This window comes from Dyadobacter ginsengisoli DSM 21015 (genome assembly GCF_059568735.1).
In genome coordinates this window covers 743,223-767,577 of the sequence record NZ_JCANTY010000003.1, presented here as the reverse complement: position 1 = coordinate 767,577, position 24,355 = coordinate 743,223, and the positions used below count along the sequence as shown (strand labels likewise).

Genomic DNA, 24,355 nt, shown 5'->3' with positions numbered 1-24,355 from the left:
AAGTTCGAAGGGGTGGTGGAATCAAAAAAAGCACTACATCACCACTACATCAATGAGAATAATGCAAGGTTTACTTGAATAAAATAGGGGTTACTAGCGGATTAATGCAACTGCATCAGATGTCCATCATAAATTGTACCAGATTGGCATCTACGCCGAGTCCGAGCTTTTTTCTTAGCCGGTAGCGCTTGATTTCCACCCCACGGACGGAGATCCCAAGCACTGGGGCCATTTCTTTGGTAGAGAGGTTCATGCGAAGGCACGCCGCCAGCCGGAGCTCGGAAGGGGAGATGGTGGGGTAAATCTGCCTCAGGCGTTTGAAGAACTGTTCATGTACCTCGTCAAAGTTTTGTTCGAACAATATCCAGTCGTCCTTGCCCGCCACGTTGCGTTCTATGCTGTGCAGCAGTTTTTGATAATGGATATTCGGAAGTTGCTGACCCATTTCGGCTTTTACCTGTTTGAGTTCATCGCGGATCTCTTCCAGGATTTCATTTTTACGGACGACATTAATGGCGACGTTGCTTAACTGCTGGCTCTTGCTCTGGATTTCACTTTGCAATTTGTCGTTCTGGATTTGCATGATCTGCCGCTCGCTCGACAGCCGTTGTTGGCGGAGCTTCTCCTCCTGCTCTTCGATGAGTTTCCGCCGATGACGTGCCAGACGTTTTTCCTGATAAATGATGAGGGTTGCAAAAACCAGTGCAACCATGATAGCGAAGAGAATTTTGGCAAAGAGGGTCTCGCGCCAGTAAGGTTTTATGCTAAAATGATACGCCGTAACGGTGTCGTTCAGGCTGCTTCGGATCTCGAAAATATAATCGGTCGATTCCAGGTTGGTAAATTCGACAAAACTCTGGTCCGTCCATTCCGACCATTGGTCGGTTAGTCCTTTAAGCCTGTACTTGTATTGAACATTCTGACCGTACGCGGGTAATGCAAAGGCAATGCGAAGCGACCTGACTTCGGAGGGAAGTGAAGGGCTGCCGGAAATACTGAAAGCCTCGTTCAGGTTACGCAGGTTTGCTACTTTCCGGATAATGGGCGTACCAATGGCTTCATTGTGCTCGTCGGGAGACGTGCGGTCGTACAGGGCGTATCCATTGTCGAGACAGAAAAAATAGTATTTTTCTGATAATGGCACGATCGTTTCGCTATTTCTCACCAAGGCCAGAGCCAGGTTTTTAGGTTCTTTTCCAAGGGAATAATACGATACGTGGTTCATAAACACTTTGAACCAATCACCCGGAAGACCGGCCCGTACCTTATAATTTTCCTCCTCCGGAGGGAAATCGCTGCTGGACACGAGATTGCCGGAACGGTCTGGTTGAAAAAAAGCATTGCCAGCCCTGACGCGAACCTGTCCGTTGAGCCATTGCATGAGCTCCACCGAAAACTCACTCGGCAAGTCACCCGGAGCTTTGAATTCCCGCCAGGTCAGGGCTGAGTCCAGTGCGGGCGTAAGTTTTGTTTGAAATAACCCCTTGTAGGCATGCCCCAACCAAAACAGTCCGTTTTTGTCACGGACGATCTGCCGGATCGGAATAGGGGCTGCTCCCTTCACGGGGTAAGCGTAGGTCCACGCGCCACTCGCATCCTTCCTGTACACGTGCAGGCCCACGTACGCGCCCTGCAGAAGCAAAGTATCCTTACCGTTTCGGATCGGTAGCAGGACCCACCCTCCGTTGATGTTCGATAGTTTCGTGATCCCGTTCTCGCCAATCCGATACGTGGCGTCATTGTGACCACACAATAATTGATCGTCGATTACTTTGAGCGTCCAGGTTTGCCCTTCCAGTCCCCTGACAGGCCGGAAGGGCTCGGGTGAAAGCCATTTCTTTACAAATACTCCTTTGTTGGACCCAACGTACAGCTTATCGCGCCAGATGGCAGCTGCGTACGTGGAACCCAGGGGATTATCGCTGGTTTGGTAGGCAATAATGGGTGACGACATTTTGACCATATCGATACCCTGGTCGAGACCGATCCAGAGTTGCTGATGGCTGTCTTCTTCCAATGCCAGGACTGTGTTGTTCTGTAATCCGGTCTCCTTATTGAACTGATAACGCAATACTCCGTTTTTGGAAACGACATATATGCCGTTTTGAATAGTCCCGAAAACAAGACTGCTGTCGCTTCGCGCGACAATGGCCCGATTGATAATGTTCCGTTTCAGCTCTTCGGAAATACTGATGTTCCAGGGCGTGAGGAGGCCGTTCTGCCACGTAAACAGCCCATGCTTGGTGGTTGTGATGAGAATGCGGTTGCCCGAAAAAGGCAGAATGGACGACACGATCGCCGCTGACAGGGAAGTTGTCCCGGGTAACGGTTCGAATTTCTCCCCTTTCAGTTCGTACAGGCCCTTACCTATCAGCTGCACCAGCACACGGTCCTGTACATACCTCATGAACATGAAGTTGCCGGGGCCTTTGATCTCGACCAGATTTTTACCATCGTAGCGATAAATAATGGAGAAGGACTGGAAGTAGACATAACGTGGCGTTTTCAGGATGTGCCATATCTCTTCAGTCTTCAGTGTAGGCAGGTTGGCTTTCTTGCTCAGCGAATAGTATCTCAATTGGCCGTCGGCCTCTTTCTTCCAGTAGCCGAATTCTGAAAATCCACCGGCGTAGACCCTCTCTTCCGGCTGCGCCTGGCGGTTGAGCACCTTTCCTTTTACGGCGTCTGTGGCCTGTTCATCGTACAAAACAGTCCGGACGATCTGGCCGTCGGGCAGGGGGTAGAGTTTCCAGGAAGCGCCGTCATGTTCGAGCAGACCGTCCGAATTGGCGGAATAGATGATTTGGTCGGTACTCTGGCAGATATCCCAGTTTTGATTGTGCGCTTTGTACAATGAAGAGGAATAATTGATCAAAGGAGGGGTTTCCTGTGCAAATGCGGGGAAGAAGATTGTCAGAAAAAAGAGTATGGCGACACCGTAACCGGCCTTATATTTGGAGGCAAGGTTTGGAAAATGACTTATTGCAAGTCGTTCTTCTCCCGCATTCAATATCATTTTCAATTAAGTGTTAATGTCGTGTTTAGCTCTTTCAGAAGGGTTTATCGCGATATTAGTTTGTATAACTCAATAGTACTCTCAATGATTAAAATCCTTTCCCTCATCATCCTGGGAACATCGCTGGTATGTGCGCAGGTGAAACCCTCAGACGATAACACCAGGAATGATATCCGGTACAATCTTAATGAATCCGGTTCACATTATGTAAAATTCACCTTCACCAATCAGGTCTGGCTACGGCTGAATGAAAACAATCCCGGAACTACCGTTCTGAGCGATCCGGAGTCGAACACTTTCGATATTGGTTTGAGGCGTACGCGGGTCCAGCTTTTTGGACAGCTCACAGACCGTATCTTTTTCTACACGCAGTTTGGAATGAACAATTTCAACAAGGCCAGTGCGTCACCCTCGTACAATACGGCAGGAACCCACAGCCAGCGGAAAGTAGCGGCTTTTTTCCATGATGCGGTAGGAGAATATGAAATCCAGCGTAAAGGGACGAGCTTTGTCCGTTTCGGGGGAGGACTAACGATTATCAATGGATTTTCACGATTTTCGCAGCCAGGTATCGGTACTATTCTGACGATGGATGTGCCGGTATTTGCCCAGGCAACCGTAGATCAGACGGACCAGTTTGCCAGGAAACTCACCGTGTATAGCCGGGGACAGGTAGGAAAGCTGAACTATCGCCTGGGTGTTTCGGATCCATTCCCGATCGAGACGAACGGTGCGACGCCACCGGCGCTCAATCAGAATGCGGTATTTGCCCAGCGCAAGAACCATAAGCAGTTCCAAGGACTGCTCATTTATAATTTCTTCGATACGGAGGATAACACTACACCTGGCTACATGACCGGCACTTATCTTGGCAAACGGAAAGTCCTGAATATCGAAGCCGGTATCACTTCCCAAAAAGACGCAACCTGGCGGAAGGAAGCGGTCGATACGCTTTACAGCAATGTGTCCCTGTGGTCGGTCGCAGCGTATCTGGATATGCCGGTCAATAAAGATAAAGGAACGGCTTTGTCGGCTTACCTGGGTTATTTTGATACTAATTACGGAAAAGGCTACCTCCGCTACAATGGGATTATGAACCCGGCAACCGGGACAACACAACCCATTTCCGGGGTGAGCGGAATGCATGGTAATGCGTATCCGATGTTCGGCACGGGTAGTGTAGTGTATGCGCAGGCGGGATACAAGTTGAAGGATGGCTTGCTGGGTAGCCAGGGAACATTGATGCCCTATGCTTCACTGCAGCGCGGCGATTACGATCGGCTAAGGGACGCGGCTAGTGTCTACAATTTAGGAGTTAACTGGCTGATCAAAGGCCACAATGGTAAAATGTCTCTGAACTACGAGAATCGTCCTGTGTATCGTGCAAGTTCCGTTGTTAACGAACTTGAGAAAAATGGCCGACGCGGCTCCTGGACTTTGCAATACCAGATTTCGATATGATAACCAGCCGTTGCAGCCTTACGATCTGCAACGGCTGATCTTCGGTTCAGAAGTTAAAATTGACCCTGGCAAACAAGTAACGTCCATTAAAACCCATTTGCTGGACGCGACGTGAGTAAACAAACCGGCCGAAGCTTACATTTCCTGAGTGTGTATGCTTGTCCTGATAAACGTCGAGCACATTATTCGCACCAATGGTTAGCCCGATGCCTTTTATCACATCGTAGCTGATGGCCAGGTCGGTTACCAGTTTGGCTCCGAAAGTCTGGTCAAGAGACTCTTTCTGGCCGGTCAATGCATTGACTGGCCATGAATCGGGCTTGGTAGGGTCAATGGTTGGATCCCAGTAGGTAACTTCTCCAAACCGCACACCGCGAAGCATTACCCCTAATTTTCCCGCTTTATAGTTGATGGTCAGGCTCTGCTTGTTGCGGGGGCTGGCTATTTCGAAGCGGCTTAAATCTTCCCGGTTGAAATAAGCATTTACCTGATTGGTTTGGATTAAAATTTCGGACGCGTGGATAATCGGTTTTCCGTCAGGCCCCTTTTTGACTTTGTTCTGAATGAAAGTCCCGGCCAGTACTGCTCTCAACGACTGGTTTCTGCCAAATTTCGTATTATACGATAGCACTCCTTCTATTCCTTTCGAACGGGTATCTACTGCATTGGAAAAGAAGTTGGCGGTGGTCGCATTCGCTGCGGCCAGCTGCGCTTTCAGATTTGCGTTGCCACCGTCGTTGAAATTATTGGTCAGCACGATCCGGTCGTCGATGTCGATCTGGTAGGCATCCGCAGTCAGTTCGAATGAATTGCCAAGTTGAATCGTGGCCCCGACCGTAAAGCTTTGTGATGTTTCCTGTTTGAGTTTCGGAATACCGAGAATTTCAGCTGGCTTACTGTCGTTGGTGAATGTGCCGCTTTCCTGGGCTACCTGTTGGCCGTTCTGTGTTACAAACAGTGTATTGGTTTTGGCATAGTAACGCTGTTGCAACGACGGTGCCCTGAAACCGCTGCTGGCGGACGCCCGCAGGGCGATTCCGTCGGTCAGCTTGTAACGCGTCGACACTTTGTAATTGAGGGTATTTCCAAAATCGGAATAGTTCTCAAAACGTAGCGCCGCGCTCAGGACCCATGATTTGGTAAAGTCCTGTTCCAGATCAACGTACCCCGCCACGCTATTCCGGGAATGTGATCCGGCATTTTGGGGAAAGAAGCCAGAGAAAACCTGCGCCCCAGCGGCAACACCCGCCGCCACGTCGTAGTTTTTGTAAGAGGCTTCTTCACCGGCTGTGATCGTGTACTTATCCGTACGCTGTTCGGCGCCGAGTGCAACATTCAATCCGTACAGCACATCGAATTTTCTGCCGAGGTCAAGATTGATCGTGTTTTGCATGAATGCGTTTCCGCCTGCCCTGAACTTCCGCTGAAAAGCAGCATTGGAGATGGCCTGCGTGTAGTTGACGGAATTACTGATGATGTAGTCGAAATCATTCTTGCCAAAAGTGTTGCTGAGGTCATACCGCCACTCGCCCAATTTTCCCCTAAGCCCAACCGCCGCCGAGATATCCGTAACGTCGCTGTTGATTTCGGGTAGAAAACCATTGGGATATACAGCGAATACATTGGGCCTCACCGCCGCGGGTACCGAGTTCGGATAGCGGTAAAAACCTGCCGCATTGCCTTTTTTGTTGTTGTAACCCCCAAATGCGTAGAGTTCGAGTTGCGGGTTCAGAGGAATGCTTGCATTGAGGACCACGCCTCCTCCCTTCACCTCCGAGTTACCAATGCGCATGTCGAAGTCGTTGCGGGTGAGGTTTTTCTGTTTCAGAAGTTCCTCATCCACTACCGTACCGTCCACGGAAGGGAAAATCTGGCCCGTGTATGTCCCGGTCCGGTTTGTAGCTTCCCGGTTGACATACTCACCCGTGATATTGATAAATCCTTTTTGGCCTATTTTTAAGCCGTAATTGAGCCCGACCTGGGCGGTACCGCCGTCAGAAATGTGTACGGAAGCGTCTTTGTTCTGGTTGATGATGTAGTTTTTGTCATAGCTTGTTACATTCCTGCCGTACGAAACATTGCCGCTAAATCCTGTCCGGCTTTTCAGGATAATATTGATCACGCCGGCAATGGCGTCGGAACCATATTGGGCCGCAGCACCATCACGCAGTATTTCGATTTTTTCAACTGCAGTCGCCGGGATCGCGTTCAGGTCTGTCCCTACGGTGCCCCTGTTGACCGTACCATTCACATTCACCAGGGATGACTGGTGGCGTCGTTTACCGTTCACGAGCACCAGCACCTGATCGGGCCCGAGACCACGAAGCTGCGCCGGATCAATGTGGTCCGAGCCGTCCGAAATCGTTTGACGGGATGATTGGAAGGAAGGCGCCACATAGGTCAGTATCTGGTTGATATCCACCTGCCCGACGCTATTAGTGATCTGCGAAACCGGAATGATATCGACCGGCACGGGGGAATCGATGCGGGACCGGCCGCCGCTTCTCGACCCGGTGACTACGATTTCGCCCAGCACTTCGGAGGATTCGCTCAATCCTACGTTAAGCATTGGCGACTGACCCGCACTGACGACTGTCGGAATGATCTTTGACGTGTAGCCAATGAATGAAACCACAATATTGTAGTTGCCGTCTGGCATCGTCAGAGCGAAATTTCCGTCCGAATCGGTTACGGTTCCGGTGTTGGTTCCCTGGACGAGAATGGAAACGCCCGGCAGTGCAGTACCATTTTTTTCTTCGCTTACGTGACCTTTAATGGATTGCCCGATTGCCTGGATTGTGGCGATAATGAAGAGCAGTGGTAATAGTGTTTTTCTCATAACAGTGTGTTTAAAGGTGAATAGTTTGCTTAGATAGTATAATATTGACTAATTATTGTACTATATATACTTAAATTAAAACAAGCAATGGTTAAAACCAAATATCAGGGCAAACAAAAGGCCGGCCCGGGATAACCGGACCGGCCTGTATTTTAATCAATTAGGAAACGCTTACAAGCTCAATGCCGCATTCATAGAGCGAACGGCTTCGGCTGACTTTTCAAACGCAGCTTTTTCGGCATCGCTCAGGCGCAGGTTAATGATTTTTTCCCAGCCACCGCGACCCAGCACGACGGGGACACCCATACAGATATCCTTCTGGCCGTACTCGCCATTCAGGTAAACACTGCAGGGAACGATGCGTTTTTGGTTACGGACAATGCTCTCTACAAGCAGCAGGGTTGCGGCGCCGGGCGCATACCAAGCGGAGGTTCCGATCAGTTTGGTGAGGGTTGCACCCCCTACCATCGTATCGGCAGCAACTTTTTCGAGCTGGTCAGCGGACAAGAAACGGCTAACGGGAATGCCGTTGTAGGTTGCCAGCCTGGTAAGCGGGATCATGGTCGTGTCACCGTGTCCGCCGATAACCATTCCGTGGATGTCGAGGGGGGATACGTCCATGGCCAGGGCCAGGTAAGTTTTGAAACGGGCGCTGTCCAATGCACCTCCCATACCAATAAGGCGCTTTTTGGGAATACCCGATTCTTTCAGCGCCAGGTACGTCATTGTATCCATTGGATTGGAAACGACGATGATAATCGCTTTGGGCGAGTATTTCAGGATGTTTTCAGTAACACCCTTGACAATTCCTGCATTGATACCAATTAACTCTTCACGGGTCATGCCGGGCTTACGGGGTAATCCGGAAGTGATCACAACCACATCCGATCCCTTGGTTTTTTCGTAATCATTGGTCGAGCCGATGGGCTTGGTGTTAAACCCCAGTAAAGCGGCTGTCTGATACATGTCCAAAGACTTGCCTTCGCTGACGCCCTCCTTAATATCCAGTAACACCACTTCTTCTGCCAGCTCACGACGAATGATATTATCGGCAGTGGTTGCGCCTACCGCACCCGCACCTACAACAGTAATCTTCATAGGGAAATATGGTTAATTGTATAGAAATTGATGCTTTTTATATTTTCCCCTAAAAGTATGATACATAATTTGTTTAAACCAAGCGGAATTTGATTTTTTGCCGCAAATGTCCGGGGAGGCATCCCGAATGCAATTTTTTCTGTAAGTTGATAGTTATAATGGCGTTATAAACCACTTTTTCCTGCTTTGTATAATGAATGATGAGTCAATGATTTCTCGGATCCTACAATCCATTTTTTTTAGAAATGCTAAGGGAAAAGCAGGTCGGTATGCACGGAATTCGACCCGGTTGTTTGAGCTGGTCAAGGACGTGGTAGGGAAGCTGCAGACCGTCGGTTTCAAAGGTAATCTGGGCGAGTTTCAGGCCAGCGTGCAGTTGCTCATCCGGATGGTGAAAGCCTACGCGTCGGGCGAGTATAAGGATTTGCCCTGGAAAAGTCTGGTTTCGATCATCGCTGTCCTTATTTATTTCGTATCTCCTATTGATTTGATCCCGGACTTTCTGCCGGTTATCGGTATCACCGACGATGTGGCGCTGGTTGTATGGCTCGTCAAGACCCTGGGTGACGATGTGCGAAAATTTGCCGAGTGGGAAAAGGCTACGAAGACAATTAATATAGGATAAACCGGAGGCAGGTCTAGTTCTTGTAAAAAAGAATAATTATTTTTGTAAACATTAAAAAAGAAACAGATATGGAATCAGTAACCGTTTTGGCATTTATGGGATTGGGTGGACAAGAGATCTTTTTGGTTGCCTTGTTCGTTTTACTTTTCTTCGGTGCGAAGAAAATTCCTGAGTTGATGCGCGGTTTGGGGCAAGGTATCAATGAATTCAAGAACGCTACTAAGGACGTTAAGGAAAATATTGAAAAAAGCATGGAGGACCCCAAATAACGCTTCCATCTTATCGAAGGTCTGACCCAGAGCCATTAAGCTACCACTTAGCGGCTCTGATTCTTTATTTACAACCCCACAAAGAAATTACCTTGAAAGAGTATCTGACGCTGGCCGAAATTCAGAAAGATATACGTGAAGAAGGTTTGACGTGCGTCAAGTTGGTAGACCACTATTTGCAGCAAATAGAGTTGGGCAAGCATCTTAATGCTTTTGTCGAAGTATATATCGAAGAGGCAAAGAAGGCCGCTCTGGCCGTAGATGCCCGGATTGCCAATGGAACTGCCGGAAAGCTGGCCGGATTGGTAATCGGGCTTAAAGATGTGCTTTCCCTGAAAGGCCATGGTCTGCAGGCCGGAAGCCAGATCCTTCAATCATACCAGGCCCCTTTTACCGCAACGGCCGTTCAGCGATTGCTCGATGAGGACGCCATTGTTATTGGCAGGCAAAACTGTGATGAATTTGCGATGGGTTCTTCCAATGAAAACTCCTCATTTGGTCCGGTGCTGAATGCCATTAACAATGCTAAAGTCCCCGGCGGCTCGTCGGGCGGCTCGGCTGTAGCCGTGCAGGCAGGACTTTGTCATGCTTCGTTGGGAAGCGATACGGGTGGTTCCGTGCGTCAGCCAGCTGCATTCTGCGGTGTAATCGGTGTGAAACCTTCTTACGGCCGTGTGTCCCGCTATGGTCTCATTGCCTATGCATCGTCTTTCGACTGCATTGGCCCGATTACCAAGAGCGTGGCAGATGCTGCTTTGATTTTGGAAGTAATGGCGGGTGCCGATGATTTCGATAGTACGGTGTCCGAACGGGCAGTTCCGGCCTATTCTGAAAAATTAGAATGGACAAATAAAGCCAAAATCGGTTACATTCGTGATGCGGTAGAAAACGAAGCCATTGCGCCGGAAATCCGTAGGCAAACTTCCGATCTGCTCAACCGCCTGCGGGCGGAAGGGCACGAGGTCGTTCCGATCGATATGCCATTGCTGGATTCGCTTTTGCCTACTTATTATATCCTTACCACTGCGGAAGCAAGCTCCAACCTGTCGCGTTTCGACGGTGTTCGGTACGGTTACCGCAGCCCGGAATCGACGGACCTGGAAAGCATGTACAAAAAAACGCGTACGGAAGGTTTTGGGGATGAGGTAAGGAGAAGAATACTATTGGGTACTTTCGTATTAAGTGCAAATTATTACGATGCATACTATACCAAGGCGCAACGCGTTAGAAGATTGGTGCGGGAAGAAACGAACAAATTCTTTGAACAGTTTGATTTTCTTATTTCCCCGGTAACACCTACCACTGCTTTTACGATTGGTGAAAAAACGGAAGATCCGTTGCAAATGTATCTGGCTGATATTTTCACGGTGCAGGCGAATGTCGTGGGTAATCCTGCGGTTTCAATTCCGAACGGGTTGGACGGTCAGGGGATGCCTATCGGAATTCAAATCATGGCGCCTTATTTCGGTGAGGAAAAGATGCTGGCTTTTGCCAGTTATCTGACAGAACTGAATGGGAAAGATGCCGTAGCATACAGCGAAAGCCGTTAGGTCCCTATTTTTAGCCTAACAAGATGGCATGAGTTGTATTTACAACCGATGTTTTAAAGGAAATTATCATGCCAGAATAACAGGCAACATGTTACGTTATTCTGAATGAGGGAGTTGTGTGAGTATTAAAAAAATGTGTTAGAGATTATTCTGATTCATCAGGGCAATTCAAGCAAAAAAGGACCTTTTTATCTGTCAGTACCATCATCAACAGGTATAAGCCATTGAAAACCGTGAATTGATTAACCTTCAAAAAACATTTATTAATGAGGATTTCGAAAAGAGTATTGTGGCTCGGAGCCATGTGTGCAGGGTTTTGGAATGCGCCTGTTGGGGCGATGATTCCACAGGAGAGTTTGATGTCCGGGCAGGATACAGTTGAGACTATTGCTCAGGAAGAAGATGATTTGATGCCGTCGCTTCCGGAAGTGGAGGAAATCGGAGCTAACCCCGCTGTGCCGGAGAGGCTTTTGAAAGAACGGTTTGCGAAGCTTGAAAAAGCAATCCCGCTTACTTACCACAAATCGTCGCATGAATTTGTAGAATATTTCATCTACAAAAAAGCCAAGTTCACGCAAACCATGATGGAGCGCATGCCGATCTATTTCCCGCTCTTTGAAAAAGCGCTGGCGAAACACGGGCTGCCTACCGAACTGAAATACCTTTCAATGATTGAGTCGGGGCTGAACCCCACCGTTATTTCCCATGCACGCGCAGGCGGTCTCTGGCAGTTTATGCCTGCTACCGGACGGGAATTCGGTCTTTATCAGGACAAATACATCGACGAGCGCTTCGAGCCTGCCAAAGCAACCGAGGCGGCCTGTCTTTATCTGAAACAACTTTATAATATCTTCGGTGACTGGGAGCTTGCATTGGCATCCTATAATACGGGTCCCGGCAATGTGAAACGCGCCATGCGCCGCTCCCGCGGGACTACCTTCTGGACGATCTACAATGTCCTTCCCCGCGAAACCCGCTCTTACGTGCCGCAGTATGTAGCCATGAACTACATGATGAATTACGGCTACGATCACGGTATTTTTCCCGAAAACACGGAGTTCCAGATTCCGAACGACACCATTCATATCAATGGCTATATCGATCTCGCGACGTTTTGTAACAATGCAAGCATCGATTTCGAAGTCCTCAAAAAGCTGAACCCGCAGATCACTAAAACGGTCCTTCCGGATCAGACCCGTGATTTTGTGCTGAAGGTACCAAGTGTCCGGTTCACCTACCTGATGAGCAATCGCGCATCAATCATGGACTCCTGCACAAGAAAATATCTTTCTTCCGGGGTAATGGTGGCCAAAGCCGACAGCACCAAAACGGATTCGCTGGGCGGCACCGGTTCATTCCCTTACGTGCTCGCGTCGAACGTGCAGAATGTATCGGACGACGAAAGCTATGAAGAAGACGGCGAAGAAGAAGTGGTTCAACGTAACCGCACCAAACGCGTATCCTACACCGTACGCCGTGGTGACAATGTAGTCGGGATTGCGCGAAAATACGGGGTATCGGTAGTGTCGCTTCGCAAATGGAACCGCATCCGCCGCAACAATATCCGCAGGGGACAGCGCCTGGTGATCTACAAAGAGGTGAAGGAGACCGTACCAGCGACACGTATAGCAGTCAAAGCGCGGCCGCGGCAGGACGAGGAGCAATTGGCGAAACAGCAGCGCCACACCCGGAAACGTTATCATACCGTACAAAAAGGAGATACATTATGGATTATTTCGCAGCGCTACGGTCTGGAAATAGGTCAGTTGAAAAAACGGAACAAAATCAGGGGCAATTCAATCAAGCCTGGTCAGAAACTGATCATTTCTACCTAAAAATTAACGCTTTAACATACACATACTATTTTTATGATTGCCTACGTTAACGGGATTGTAACTTATAAAGACCCAGCGTACGCTATCATCGATGTCAATGGGCTCGGTTATGAGGTTCGTATATCATTGCAAACCTATACTTCCCTGCCCGAACTCGGTGCACGTTGCAAGCTGGTAACGTATCTCAATATACGGGAAGATGCCCATGTCCTTTACGGTTTTTGGGGAAGTGATGAAAAAAAGCTTTTCCTGGACCTGGTCGGGATTTCGGGAATAGGGCCCTCCACGGCGCTCGTAATGCTTTCCTCACTATCCTCCTCGGAAATACGGCAAGGAATTATTGACGAAGACCTTCGCCTCATTCAGTCGATTAAAGGCATCGGGTCAAAGACGGCTCAACGCGTAATCCTCGAACTAAGAGATAAAATTCGGAAGGAAGAACTGGTTTCAACAGGGACAAAAACTGCTGAAACGTCGTCTGGTACACTGAGGAGTGAAGCACTGGCTGCCCTTGTAACCTTGGGTATACCGAAGGCAACGGCGGAGAAAAGCCTGGATGTGATTATCAAACGCGAAGGGCAATCTATTTCCGTTGAAAATCTGATTAAACTGGCATTACGATAACCGGAACCAAAATGATATCGGGTGAAAAATTTTACAATAGTAAAATCGTGTTGATGGATTTTTTTGTAAATACAACCTTCTCTAAATAAGTATATTACCTTGTCATCAACGATTTACTCTTTCCTTTTTAAGGTATTAAGCATTTCGGCAGGAGCGGTTTTACTCGTAAACGTTTCCGCTGACAGGGATGAGCCATACTCAGGTGAAGCGCAGGAATGGGCCATGCTTGCGGACACACTCAGAGAGGACACCACCAAGAAAAACATCGATCGCTCGGGTAGCCAGCTGATCATGAGATGGAAGGATTATTATTCCAATCGTATTTCCGAACCCCGTCCGCGCTCGCCTTTTTATCTTCGAGATCCTTCTAATATCTCCACTAACATTACGCTCGACAGTGCGGGTAAAGTTGCGGTAACGGAAAAAATTCAGACACCGACCGGGAATCTGAATTACCGTGCGCCGGAGAGGATGGACCTGGAAACCTATGACAAAATTCAGGAAGACCGGGCATTCAAAAGCCTTCTGAGGGAATATGCAGGCAGGCAGGACGGAAACAGTGCGATGGGTGCACGCGGATTGCTTCCCAAGCTGGATCTGCCTCCGGGCTTGTCCAAATTGCTCGGCGACGATTTCGTGAACTTCAAGCCAACCGGTTTCGTGTCGCTGGACCTGGGACTGATGCATCAGTTCCTGGACAACCCGTCGATTCCCATTCGTCAGCGCAGGAACACTCAATTTATTTTCAACGAGCAGATCAATATCAATTTCGATGCAAAGCTTGGTGACATGCTGGGCTTTCAAACGAATTTCGATACCAAGGCTAACTTCAACTTTGAGAATGCGATCAAGCTGAACTACAAAAACCCGGAGGAAAGCTTTATCCGGAAAATAGAGGCCGGTAATATTAACTGGGCGATTAACAGTCAGCTCATACCCGGTGTCCAGAATTTGTTTGGTTTAAAAACGGATTTTCAGTTTGGTCGTCTCAGTGCCACATTCGTTGCTTCTCAGCAGAAATCAAGCAAGGAGAGGATCACGCTGCGGGGCGGCGCGCAGAGCAGGGATTTTGAACTGCGGGCCGACACCTATGATGAGAACCGCAACTTTTTCCTCTCCCAATATTTCAGAAATATTTACGAAAGCTCTCTTCAGAATACACCTACCATTACATCCGGTGTAACGGTAACGCGTATTGAAGTGTATGTTACTAACAGAACCACAACTACCGAATCTTTACGAAACGTAGTTGGGTTTGCGGATCTTGGGGAGCCGGCGCCTTATCGTGCCGGAAATCCCAACCTGCAGCCGGTGCGTTCCACTTCTCCGGCAGACAATGCGGCCAACGGTCTTTACAAAACACTTACCAGCAGCGATGCATTCCGGCAGGTCGACAATACAAACAGCTCCATCACGGGATTGGGACTGGAAAGGGCTGTTGATTATGAGTTGTTGCGTGGCGCGAAGCGCCTGATCGCGGACAGGGATTATACGTTCCACCCGCAGCTGGGATACATCTCATTGACGAACGCCCTTCGGAATGACGAGGTATTGGCGGTATCCTATGAATATACGCTCAATGGCCGGGCGTTCAAAGTAGGGGAGCTGACAGAAGACTATCAGGCGAGGAAGGACAATGAAGTGATTGCATTGAAATTGCTGAAGTCGTCGACCATCCGGAACAACACAAAGTTGCCGATGTGGGACTTGATGATGAAGAACGTCTACTCGCTTGGAACCAGCCAGATCGATAAGCAGGGATTTCAGTTAAGAATTATTTACAAAGATGACCAGACCGGTATCGATAACCCTAATTTGCAGGAAAGTAGCATTGCCAACATTCCTCTCATCCGCCTTTCGGGTCTCGACCGTTTGAACCCGGTGAATGATCTGCAACCGGATGGCAACTTTGACTTTGTAGAAGGTATTACAGTAGACAGCAAAACGGGACGGATTATTTTTCCGGTTTTGGAGCCATTTGGTAGTAATCTCTCAAAAAAATTCGGGCCGGGCGAAGATCAGTATCGTAACAAGTATGTGTTCAATGAACTATACCGGACCACGATGATCGACGCACAACAGGTGTCGGAGCGCAATAAGTTTTTTATCAAAGGGGCTTACCAATCCAGTGGTGGCGCTGAGGTACAATTGCCATTTGGTGTCCTGGAGACTTCGGTAACCGTTACTTCTGGTGGCGTCCCGCTCTCGCCCGGGTCGGATTATATTGTAGAGGCACAAATAGGAAGAGTACGTATATTGAACAGCAGTGTGCTGAACTCAGGGCGAGAAATCGTGATCGAATATGAGCGTCCGGATATGTTCCAGAACCAGATCAGGACCTTGCTCGGAACCCGCCTCGACTACGTGGTGAACCGTGACCTGAGCATAGGGTTCACTGCGATGAAATACAAGGAACGTACAGCAGGATTTCTTTCCCGGGTATCAATAGGTAATGAACCTGTGAACAATACCATGCTGGGCTTCGACGTCAACCTGCGCAAAGATGTCCCATTCCTTACAAAATGGCTTGACGCATTACCGCTTTTGCAGACAAAGGAAATGTCAAGCATTCAGTTCAAAGGTGAGGTTGCAAAACTGTTTCCGGGCGTAACGAAGGATGTTAACAACCGGTCGCTGGTCGACGACTTTGAGGCCGCCCGTACTGTATACGACCTGGCACGTCAGCCTCAGAAATGGCGTCTGGCTGCGGTTCCAACCAAGTTTCGGGATGGTTTCGACGGCAAAAATCTGAATTATGGTTATAAGCGTGCCAAAATTTCGGCATATACCGTAGACAATATTTTCGGAGGATCCCAGGGGCTGGGAGGGGGGTATCAGCCACCGGCGAATTTCGACGATGACGACCGGAAAAATTATTACGAGCGACTCTATCTCCCTAACCAGATATTCCCGAACAGGGCCATCGCGGGTTTGGTAACTTATCCGCAACAGGTTTTGGACATCGCGTACTACCCCAGCGAGCGCGGTATGTACAACTACAACACCGATCTTGACGTCAATGGTCGTTTGAAAACGCCGCGTACTAACTTCGGGGCTATCAGCAGGGCCATTACTTCGGACAACGACTTCGATAATGCGAATATTGAAAGTATCGAGTTCTGGATGCTGGATCCTTTTATCAATGATGAGAAATACGGAGCAGTGAGGGACGGTTTCTCAGGTGTTCCGAACACTACCGGAGGTAAACTTGTCTTCAACCTGGGAGATATTTCAGAGGATGTTATTCCCGACGAACGTTACAACTTCGAAAACGGACTTCCGCTTGTGCCTAAGCAGGTAGGCGTGAATGTCGATTCGACTGCCTGGGGGTATGCGACCAAATCGCAATACCTGATCAATGCATTCAGCAATGAATCGGGCGCGCGGCAAAAACAGGACGTCGGCCTCGACGGTTTGTCAAATGAAGAAGAGCGCAGGTTCTTCAAGCAATACCTGGATCGCCTGCCGGCTAACCTTACCGCGGAAGCCAAGGAGAAGATCCTTGCCGACCCTTCAGGAGATGACTTCAAGTTCTTCCTGGGCGCCGAGGCTGACAGCGCGAGGCTCAAAGTACTGGAACGTTACAAAAACTATATCGGGATGGAGAACAACTCTCCCGAAAGTCAGGGAAGATCGGTGGACGTGACACCCGCCTCGACCAATATTCCCGACGGAGAGGATATGAATGTGGATAACACCATCAACGATAATGAATCTTATTATGAATATGAAATCGATCTGAAACCCGGGCAGCTCGCCGTCGGTAAAGGTTACATCGTCGATAAAACCGTAAATACAGAAGACAAACAGAACTGGTACCTTTTCAGAATTCCAATCAAGGAATTTTCAGGGGTCGTGGGGAACATGAATGGATTCAAATCCATCCGCTTCATGCGCATGTATATGACGGACTTCCAGCAACCGGTAGTCCTTCGCTTCGCGCAACTGCAGATGGTAGGTCAGCAATACCGCAAGTATACATACAACCTCGATGCTCCCGGTTTGCAGGAGGTGCCCGAGCCTTATGACGCAAAATTTACGGTAGGAACGGTAAGTATTGAGGAAAACAGCCAGGCTAATAACGATGGGAACAAATATGTTTACACGATTCCACCAGGCTGGAAACGGGATCAGGATAATACGCAGCGTCCTCCGTTGCAGCTGAACGAACAGTCCATGAGCCTTTGTGTAACCGACCTGCGCGATGGTGATTCTCGTGCCGTTTTCAAAAACGTAAATCTCGACATGCTTTTCCGCAAGCGCCTGCGTATGTATGTACACATGCAGAACGAGCAAAGCGAGGATAATATGGTGGGTGCATTCATGCGTATCGGTACAGATCTTACCCAGAATTATTATGAGATCGATTTATCGGGCCTGAAAGCGACCAGGCCGACGGCCAGCCTTGCCGAGGAAGTGTGGCCTGAAAGCAATGAAATAAACATCGCTTTGGATGACCTGATACAGGCAAAAGCGCTGCGGAACAGGCAGCTCGACAAGAATCTGAGCGTACCTTATACGATTACAACAGCCGACGGGCGCTTCAAGCTGACCGTCGTCGGTAACCCGGATCTCAGCGCCGTGCGCGTAATGATGATCGGTATGCGCAACCCGAAATCGGCGGATGAACGCTCGAAATCGTTTTGTATCTGGGTGGATGAAATGCACGTCGAAGGTTTTGACGATAAAGGTGGAATCGCGGCCATTGCTCAGCTGAACGCGAAGCTGGCCGATTTCGCGACCGTCACCGCGTCGGGCAGGCTAGAGACCTTTGGTTTTGGAACCGTACAGCAGCGAATCGGAGAGCGCTCCCGTAATTTCACTACAGAGTACGGGGTATCGTCCAACATCGCACTGGATAAGCTGCTCCCCGCCAACTGGGGTTTCCAGATTCCGCTGTTTGTAAGCTATGACCGTCGCAATGTGAAGCCCCATTTCAATCCGCTGGATCCGGATACGCCATTGAACACTTCACTGGACAATCTGCTAACGGACGAGGAGCGGGACGGATACAGGCGAATGGTGGAAGAGAATGCGGTCAAACGAGGCTTTAACTTTTCCAATGTCAGAAAGATCAAGACCAAGCCGGGTGCCAAAAACCACTTCTATGATTTCGAGAACTTCTCCTTTACCTACGCATTTAGTGATGACAAGCGGAGAAACGTTCTGACACAGGAGTATAACCAGCGGATGTACAAGGCGGGGATCTCTTACATGTACAGCAGCCAGCCCAAGGCATTCGAGCCATTCAAAAAATGGAAGGCCACCAGCCGCTGGGCAGAATTCATCAAGGAGTTTAACGTAACCCTGCTGCCGAATATGGTGGCGCTCCGGACCGATGTGGACCGCCGTTTTCTTAAAACACAGCTCAGGAATGCCGACCTGACAACCGACGGTATCCAACCGCTTTATGAAAAGTATTTCTGGTTTAACAGATATTACGATTTTGGATGGAACCTGACGCGTAACATGACGCTGACCTACGCTGCTTCTGCGAATTCCATTGTGGATGAGCCCGAGGGAGATATCAATACAGGTGAAAAGAAAGATTCGCTCTGGAATAACTTCAAAAAACTGGGACGTATCAAAAACTTCGATCAGAAGATTGACCTGACCTATCGTTTGCCGCTGGACAAAATTCCTGTTTTAGACTGGATGTCGGCGGATTATAAACATTCGGTCGCCTATCAATACCAGGCCAATGCATTGGGGTTGAAAGACACTACCGGCTTGCCATTCGGGGATATCATCCGTAACAGCCGCGAACGGGGAGTAACCGGGAAAGTCGACTTTGTGTTGCTTTATAACAAGCTGCGCTATCTGAAATTCGCCAATACCCCCTCTGCAGCCCGCAAAAATTTCGCGAGGAGCCCGGGAGATATCGAGGAGATCGATATGCGGACCACGGACATAGTCAAGAACATTACCCGTGTGCTGATGACCGTGCGAGGCATTAATGTGAGTTATTCGGTTCTTGAAACTACGGCATTGCCAGGTTACCTGCGTGCCCCGAAATACTTTGGCCTGGACAATGCGAATGCACCCGGGCTCGGTTTTGTACTCGGTCAGCAGGATAGGAACTTCCAGGTGAAGGCGGCCGAGAAGGGTTGGATCACCAGGAGCCAGCAGCAGAACATGCCTTTCCAGCAGACTATCGCCAAGAACTTTTCTGCCAACACCACTCTGGAGCCGTTCAAAGATTTCAGACTGATCATCGAAGCGCGCCTGACCCGCCAGGACGCTTATCAGGAATTTTACCGGCCCGATTCCACCGGGAATTTTGTTTCGCAAAGCCCGCTGAGGAACGGCCAATTCAGCATGTCGTTTATGTCTTTCCGGACGGCTTTTGCCAAAATGCGGCGTGATAATTCTTCGCCGGTATTTGACAAGTTCCGCGCTTATCGTGCTATTCTCAGAGACCGCCTGAATGCAGAGAATCCGAGCGGTGGAGAGTACAATGAGACATCTCAGGATGTATTGATCTCGTCATTTTTCGCAGCCTACACGGGCAAGGACCCCAAAACGGTCCGGACCAATCCGTTCCTGAAATTCCCGATGCCGAACTGGGATCTGAGCTATACCGGTCTTTCCAATATACCGGCATTCAAAAGACTTTTCAGCTCGTTCACATTGAGGCATAAATATATGTCTAATTACAGCGTAGGGAATTTCACCTCTTCGCTCGACTATGAGGCCCTTTACGTAAATCTGGCAGTAACGGGTTATCCTTTATCGTCGAGGTTAAACGACCTGGGGCAATACATTCCTGTTTTCGCGATGAGTACGATCACGCTTTCTGAGAAATTCCAGCCGTTGGTCGGTGTGGAAATGCGCACGCAAAGCCGCATTACCGCCAGGATCGAGTATAACCGGGATCGCACCGTTGCGCTGAACCTTTCCAATTCACAGCTCGCGGAGCTATTCAACCAGGACATTACTGTCAATATCGGCTTTACAAAAAACAATGTGCCGCTTCCCTTCAAGCTCAACGGGGTAAAAAAGAAACTCAAGAATGATATGACCATGCAACTGGCGATGACCTTCAGAGACACCCGGTCGATCCAGCGGAAGTTCGACGGAGAAAACATTCCTATTGCCGGAAATATCAATTTTCAGTTGAGACCGACCATTAACTACATGGTTAACAATCGTCTGAGTGTGCAGTTTTATTTCGACCGGACATTCAATGACCCGCTGGTATCCAACTCTTTTTACCGGGCCAATACAGCGGGAGGCGTGCAGCTGAAGTTCAATTTGGCTGAATAATTTTTTGATTTGGAAAATACAGTCTACATCGTGTAATTTGCGCTTCAAAGATGTTCACTACTTACCTGATTTTATCATGAATTTTCCGTCAGAACTTAAATACACAGAAGATCACGAATGGATTCGTATTGAAGGAGATACAGCGGTTATCGGCATTACCGACCACGCGCAGAACGAATTAGGTGACATTGTATATGTGGACATTAATACGGTTGGAGACGCGCTTGAAAAAGGAGACGTTTTCGGATCTGTTGAAGCAGTAAAAACAGTGTCGGATCTGTTTATCCCGGTACCGGGAACTGTCCTGGAAGTGAACGAAGAACTGGACGGAGAACCTGAGCTGGTTAATACCGACCCTTATGGCAGAGGCTGGATGGTTAAAATCAGTCTGGCTAACCCAGGTGATGAAGACGGCTTGTTGTCCGCAGAGGACTACGAGAAATTTATAGGTGCCTGATATTAGGTTGAAGCTCCATCCGGAGCTTTTTTTTTGAAGCCGGTCCGATGAACTTTATACCGGCGTTTAGTTTGTGATAATAATATGAAATTGTTAGTTCGCTCGGTTCGGGTAATTGATAAGAAATCGCCATTCCATGGTCAGGTGAAGGATATCCTGGTCGAAGATGGCAAAATAAGTAAAATCGGTGAAGGTCTGGAAACCGGTGATGCCGAAGAGATCAGCGGAGAAGGATTGAGTGTGTCGGCCGGATGGCTCGATATGCGTGTCCAGGGACGCGACCCCGGTTTTGAGCACAAAGAGGATCTCCGATCGATACGGGAGGCTGCGGCGCGTGGCGGGTTTACGGAAGTCGTGCTGCTGCCGAACACGCAACCCGTCATCGATAGCAAGGATACGCTGAATTACGTCCGGCATAGCGGCCGGGGAGGATTGGTAACGCTACGGCCCGCGGCGGCGATCACCAGGAAGACGGAGGGCGTCGACTTTACCGAAATGATGGACTTACACGAAGCGGGAGCCATTGCTTTTACAGATGGTGAACATCCGGTACAGAATGCAGACCTGCTCCTGAAAACAATTTTGTATCTGCGGCCCCTGAATGCCCTCCTCATGAACCGCCCGGAAGACCGGCAACTGACACTGTATGGTCAGATGCACGAGGGGATTACCAGCACGCTGATCGGAATGAAAGGAATGCCTTCCCTGGCGGAAGAAATGATGCTGATCCGCGATCTGAAATTGCTGGAATACGCATTGGAAAAGAATACTTATGATACCTCTTCTCCTGTGTTGCATATATCACTGGTATCAACCGTCCGCGGGGTGGAACTGATCCGGGAGGCCAAAGCGAAAGGCTTGCCGGTTTCCTGCGACGTTGCTGCACACCAGTTGGCGTATGAAGACAAGGAGCTGATCGGATTTGATACGAACCTGAAAGTAAACCCGCCATTCCGCGGAGCAGCCGATGCTGCCGCCATCCGGGCTGGCCTGGCCGACGGAACGATCGACGCGATCGTGTCCGACCACAGCCCTCAGGATGAGGAAAGCAAGAACCTGGAATTCGATCATGCGGATTTCGGTATAACCGGTCTGGAAACTGCTTTTTCGCTGGCATTGATGCACAGCGGGCTGAGTACCGAAGATGTGATTGAAAAACTGACCGACACACCGCGACGGATACTGCGGCTTGCGGAAGTCCGGATTGAAGAGGGCGCAGAGGCAAATCTTACGTTTTTTGAGCCCGATAGCGAATGGGTTTTCACGAAGAGTTATTCCAAATCAAAAAATACACCATTCCTGGGACAAACGTTGAAAGGCAGGGTAAGAGGCGTGATCAATAACGGAAAACAGGATTGGTACTGATGAAATCGATTATTGAATATTTTAATAAGCCTATATTGAAAGTGTCGTTGCTGTTTGGTGTAGCGACGGGAATACTGGTTTTTGCATTCTTTCTGTGCTTGTATGCCATGGGGATCGTGCCGCTCGGAAACAATAAGATACTCGATTTCGGAATCCACATTATTCTGATTGCAACAGCCTGCTGGTATTTCAGGAAGAAAGTAGGAAATGGGTTTCTGCACCTTTGGGAGGCATTGACGATCGGTTACGTGGTGAATACGGTGGGTGCGCTGATCGCCGGCTGGCTGATCTACTTTTTTGTGACTTATATCGATCCATCGGTTTTTGCCGGATATATTGCCCAAATGAAGTCCCTGATGCTGCAAGGAAAAGCAGAGCTTGTCAAAAATATCGGACTGGCTGAATTCCAGAAAATGTATAACGGCGTTGGAGAAATGAAAACTTCTGAAATCATTATGGATGAAGTGGGAAAGAAAACGGTCATGGCGATCATTCCGATCCTGGTGATTTCTTTGATATTGAGAAAACAGGATTACAGCGTATTCCAGAATAAACCTTAACTCATGGAAGAAAAAACATCTACCGCCCGCGTTGCATTGAAATATGGTGTCCTGGTCGCCGTAGTGACCATCATCTATTCGACGATCCTGTATGTTTCCGGGCTGGGACAGAACCGGATACTCTCATCCCTATCGTACATCTTTATGATCGTTGCCATCGTTTGGGCAATGAAAGATTTTCGCGAAAAGAACAAGGGCTTTATCAGTTACGGAGAAGGGCTCGGCCTCGGGTCACTCACCTCGGCTGTGCTGGGCGTGTTGAGCTCGGCTTTTACGATATTTTATATCCAATTCATAGATAATACCCTGCTTGCACAGGGATTGGACCAGGTCCGGGAGGACATGGAAAGGCAGGGTAAGGATGATGCACAGATCGAACAAGCCATTGAGATCTCCCAAAAATTCATGTCGCCCGGTATTGTGTTTGTAACAGTGATCCTGGGTTATCTCGTGATGGGTTTCATTGTCTCGCTGATCATCGCAGCTATTATGCGCCGGGAAAAGCCGGTATTCGAATAAGTATTCCCGAAGGACTTTTAATCTCCCCGATAGTGTCAGCAATCTTCCGTAAAGAGATAGCGAGTTTTTTCAATTCCCTGATCGCCTACATTGTGATGTCGGTTTTCCTGACTGCCGTCGGGTTGATCGTTTGGGTTTTTCCGGATTCCAATATCCTCGATTATGGCTATGCTGACCTGGGTTCTTTCTTCGGTCTCGCACCCTATGTCCTTATCTTCCTGATTCCCGCCATTACCATGCGCTCGCTGGCGGAAGAGATGCGTAACGGGACCATGGAGCTACTGCTCACCAAGCCGCTCCGGAACATCGACCTCATTCTCGGCAAGTTTTTTGCCAACTGGGTGCTGGTAGTCCTTATCTTACTGCCGACACTCATTTACTATTATAGTGTTTACAAACTCGGAAACCCGGTCGGTGACGTCGATTCGGCCGCTGTGCTGGGATCCTACATCGGTTTGCTGCTTTTCAGCGGCGTGCTGGTGTCCATGGGAATCTGGGCTTCGTCTCTGAACGACAACCAGATCGTAGCTTTTATACTGGGCGTTTTCCTGGCCTTTATCTGGTATGTCGGGTTCAGTGCTGTTTCCGGGATGTTTGGAGATGGTTTCGCTGCTAATCTGCTGTCCGGAGTAGCACTCGATGTGCAATACCAGGCGTTGGGCAAAGGGCTCATCGACTCCCGGAATGTCATCTATCTGCTCAGTCTCATTGTATTTTTTATCTTCCTGACACTCTGGCGTGTAGAAGGCCTCCGGAAATAAAACGGCTTCTAATGTGAACTAACCGTCTGTCAATCCAATCGGGTGTGGCTGTCGTATATGACTGAAAAAACACACTAAGATGAAGACCTCAGGCAGACGGCTCGGTGCGC

15 protein-coding genes are annotated in these 24,355 nt (G+C 48.9%); 12 read left to right on the top strand and 3 right to left on the bottom strand.

The window, feature by feature from the left end; translation table 11 throughout:
- Nucleotides 1-115: 115 nt before the first annotated feature.
- The gene (locus BP71_RS13845) at nucleotides 116-3,016 is read right to left on the bottom strand and encodes a triple tyrosine motif-containing protein (protein WP_496380111.1); all 2,901 of its coding nucleotides are present in this window, start codon (nucleotides 3,014-3,016) and stop codon (nucleotides 116-118) included.
- Between the two features lie 84 nt (nucleotides 3,017-3,100).
- On the opposite strand from BP71_RS13845, the gene BP71_RS13840 reads away from it, so the two are divergent.
- Nucleotides 3,101-4,477: a hypothetical protein gene (locus tag BP71_RS13840; protein ID WP_496380109.1), complete on the top strand. Its 1,377-nt coding sequence runs from the start codon at nucleotides 3,101-3,103 to the stop codon at nucleotides 4,475-4,477.
- Nucleotides 4,478-4,523: 46 nt separating this feature from the next.
- On the opposite strand, the gene BP71_RS13835 is transcribed toward BP71_RS13840, so the two are convergent.
- Nucleotides 4,524-7,316, bottom strand: a complete 2,793-nt coding sequence (locus BP71_RS13835) for a TonB-dependent receptor (protein WP_496380108.1) — start codon at nucleotides 7,314-7,316, stop codon at nucleotides 4,524-4,526.
- Nucleotides 7,317-7,487: 171 nt separating this feature from the next.
- Entirely contained in the window at nucleotides 7,488-8,414 is a 927-nt protein-coding gene (gene mdh, locus BP71_RS13830; RefSeq protein WP_496380106.1) for a malate dehydrogenase, read from the bottom strand.
- A 208-nt stretch (nucleotides 8,415-8,622) separates the two neighbouring features.
- Here mdh and BP71_RS13825 point away from each other — a divergent pair, with 208 nt between their 5' ends.
- The 11 genes from BP71_RS13825 (at nucleotide 8,623) to gldF (ending at nucleotide 24,245) form a co-directional block, all read left to right on the top strand.
- Nucleotides 8,623-9,039 (top strand): YkvA family protein, encoded by a 417-nt coding sequence (locus BP71_RS13825; RefSeq protein WP_496380104.1) that lies wholly within the window; start codon nucleotides 8,623-8,625, stop codon nucleotides 9,037-9,039.
- 68 nt (nucleotides 9,040-9,107) lie between these two features.
- Nucleotides 9,108-9,308 carry a Sec-independent protein translocase subunit TatA/TatB gene (locus BP71_RS13820; protein ID WP_026631334.1) on the top strand — a complete coding sequence of 67 codons (201 nt, stop codon included), beginning with the start codon at nucleotides 9,108-9,110 and terminating at the stop codon, nucleotides 9,306-9,308.
- Nucleotides 9,309-9,400: 92 nt separating this feature from the next.
- The gene (gatA, locus tag BP71_RS13815; protein ID WP_496380101.1) at nucleotides 9,401-10,858 is read left to right on the top strand and encodes an Asp-tRNA(Asn)/Glu-tRNA(Gln) amidotransferase subunit GatA; all 1,458 of its coding nucleotides are present in this window, start codon (nucleotides 9,401-9,403) and stop codon (nucleotides 10,856-10,858) included.
- A gap of 266 nt (nucleotides 10,859-11,124) precedes the next feature.
- Entirely contained in the window at nucleotides 11,125-12,693 is a 1,569-nt protein-coding gene (locus BP71_RS13810) for a lytic transglycosylase domain-containing protein (RefSeq protein WP_496380099.1), read from the top strand.
- A 33-nt stretch (nucleotides 12,694-12,726) separates the two neighbouring features.
- A complete protein-coding gene (gene ruvA / locus BP71_RS13805) occupies nucleotides 12,727-13,317 on the top strand; it encodes a Holliday junction branch migration protein RuvA (RefSeq protein WP_496380097.1) in 591 nt (196 codons plus the stop codon).
- Between the two features lie 99 nt (nucleotides 13,318-13,416).
- Entirely contained in the window at nucleotides 13,417-20,583 is a 7,167-nt protein-coding gene (sov, locus tag BP71_RS13800; protein ID WP_496380096.1) for a T9SS outer membrane translocon Sov/SprA, read from the top strand.
- 76 nt (nucleotides 20,584-20,659) lie between these two features.
- Nucleotides 20,660-21,040 carry a glycine cleavage system protein GcvH gene (gene gcvH / locus BP71_RS13795; RefSeq protein WP_496380094.1) on the top strand — a complete coding sequence of 127 codons (381 nt, stop codon included), beginning with the start codon at nucleotides 20,660-20,662 and terminating at the stop codon, nucleotides 21,038-21,040.
- Nucleotides 21,041-21,124: 84 nt separating this feature from the next.
- On the top strand, nucleotides 21,125-22,405 hold the full coding sequence (locus BP71_RS13790) for a dihydroorotase (RefSeq protein ID WP_496380092.1): 1,281 nt from the start codon (nucleotides 21,125-21,127) through the stop codon (nucleotides 22,403-22,405).
- A complete protein-coding gene (locus BP71_RS13785) occupies nucleotides 22,405-22,965 on the top strand; it encodes a DUF4199 domain-containing protein (RefSeq protein ID WP_496380090.1) in 561 nt (186 codons plus the stop codon). Before BP71_RS13790 ends, BP71_RS13785 begins: the two co-directional genes overlap by 1 nt.
- Nucleotides 22,966-22,968: 3 nt before the next feature.
- Complete coding sequence (locus BP71_RS13780; RefSeq protein WP_496380088.1) at nucleotides 22,969-23,484, top strand: DUF4199 domain-containing protein; 516 nt, start codon at nucleotides 22,969-22,971, stop codon at nucleotides 23,482-23,484.
- 32 nt (nucleotides 23,485-23,516) lie between these two features.
- Nucleotides 23,517-24,245: a gliding motility-associated ABC transporter permease subunit GldF gene (gene gldF / locus BP71_RS13775; protein WP_496380086.1), complete on the top strand. Its 729-nt coding sequence runs from the start codon at nucleotides 23,517-23,519 to the stop codon at nucleotides 24,243-24,245.
- The last annotated feature ends 110 nt before the right edge of the window (nucleotides 24,246-24,355 follow it).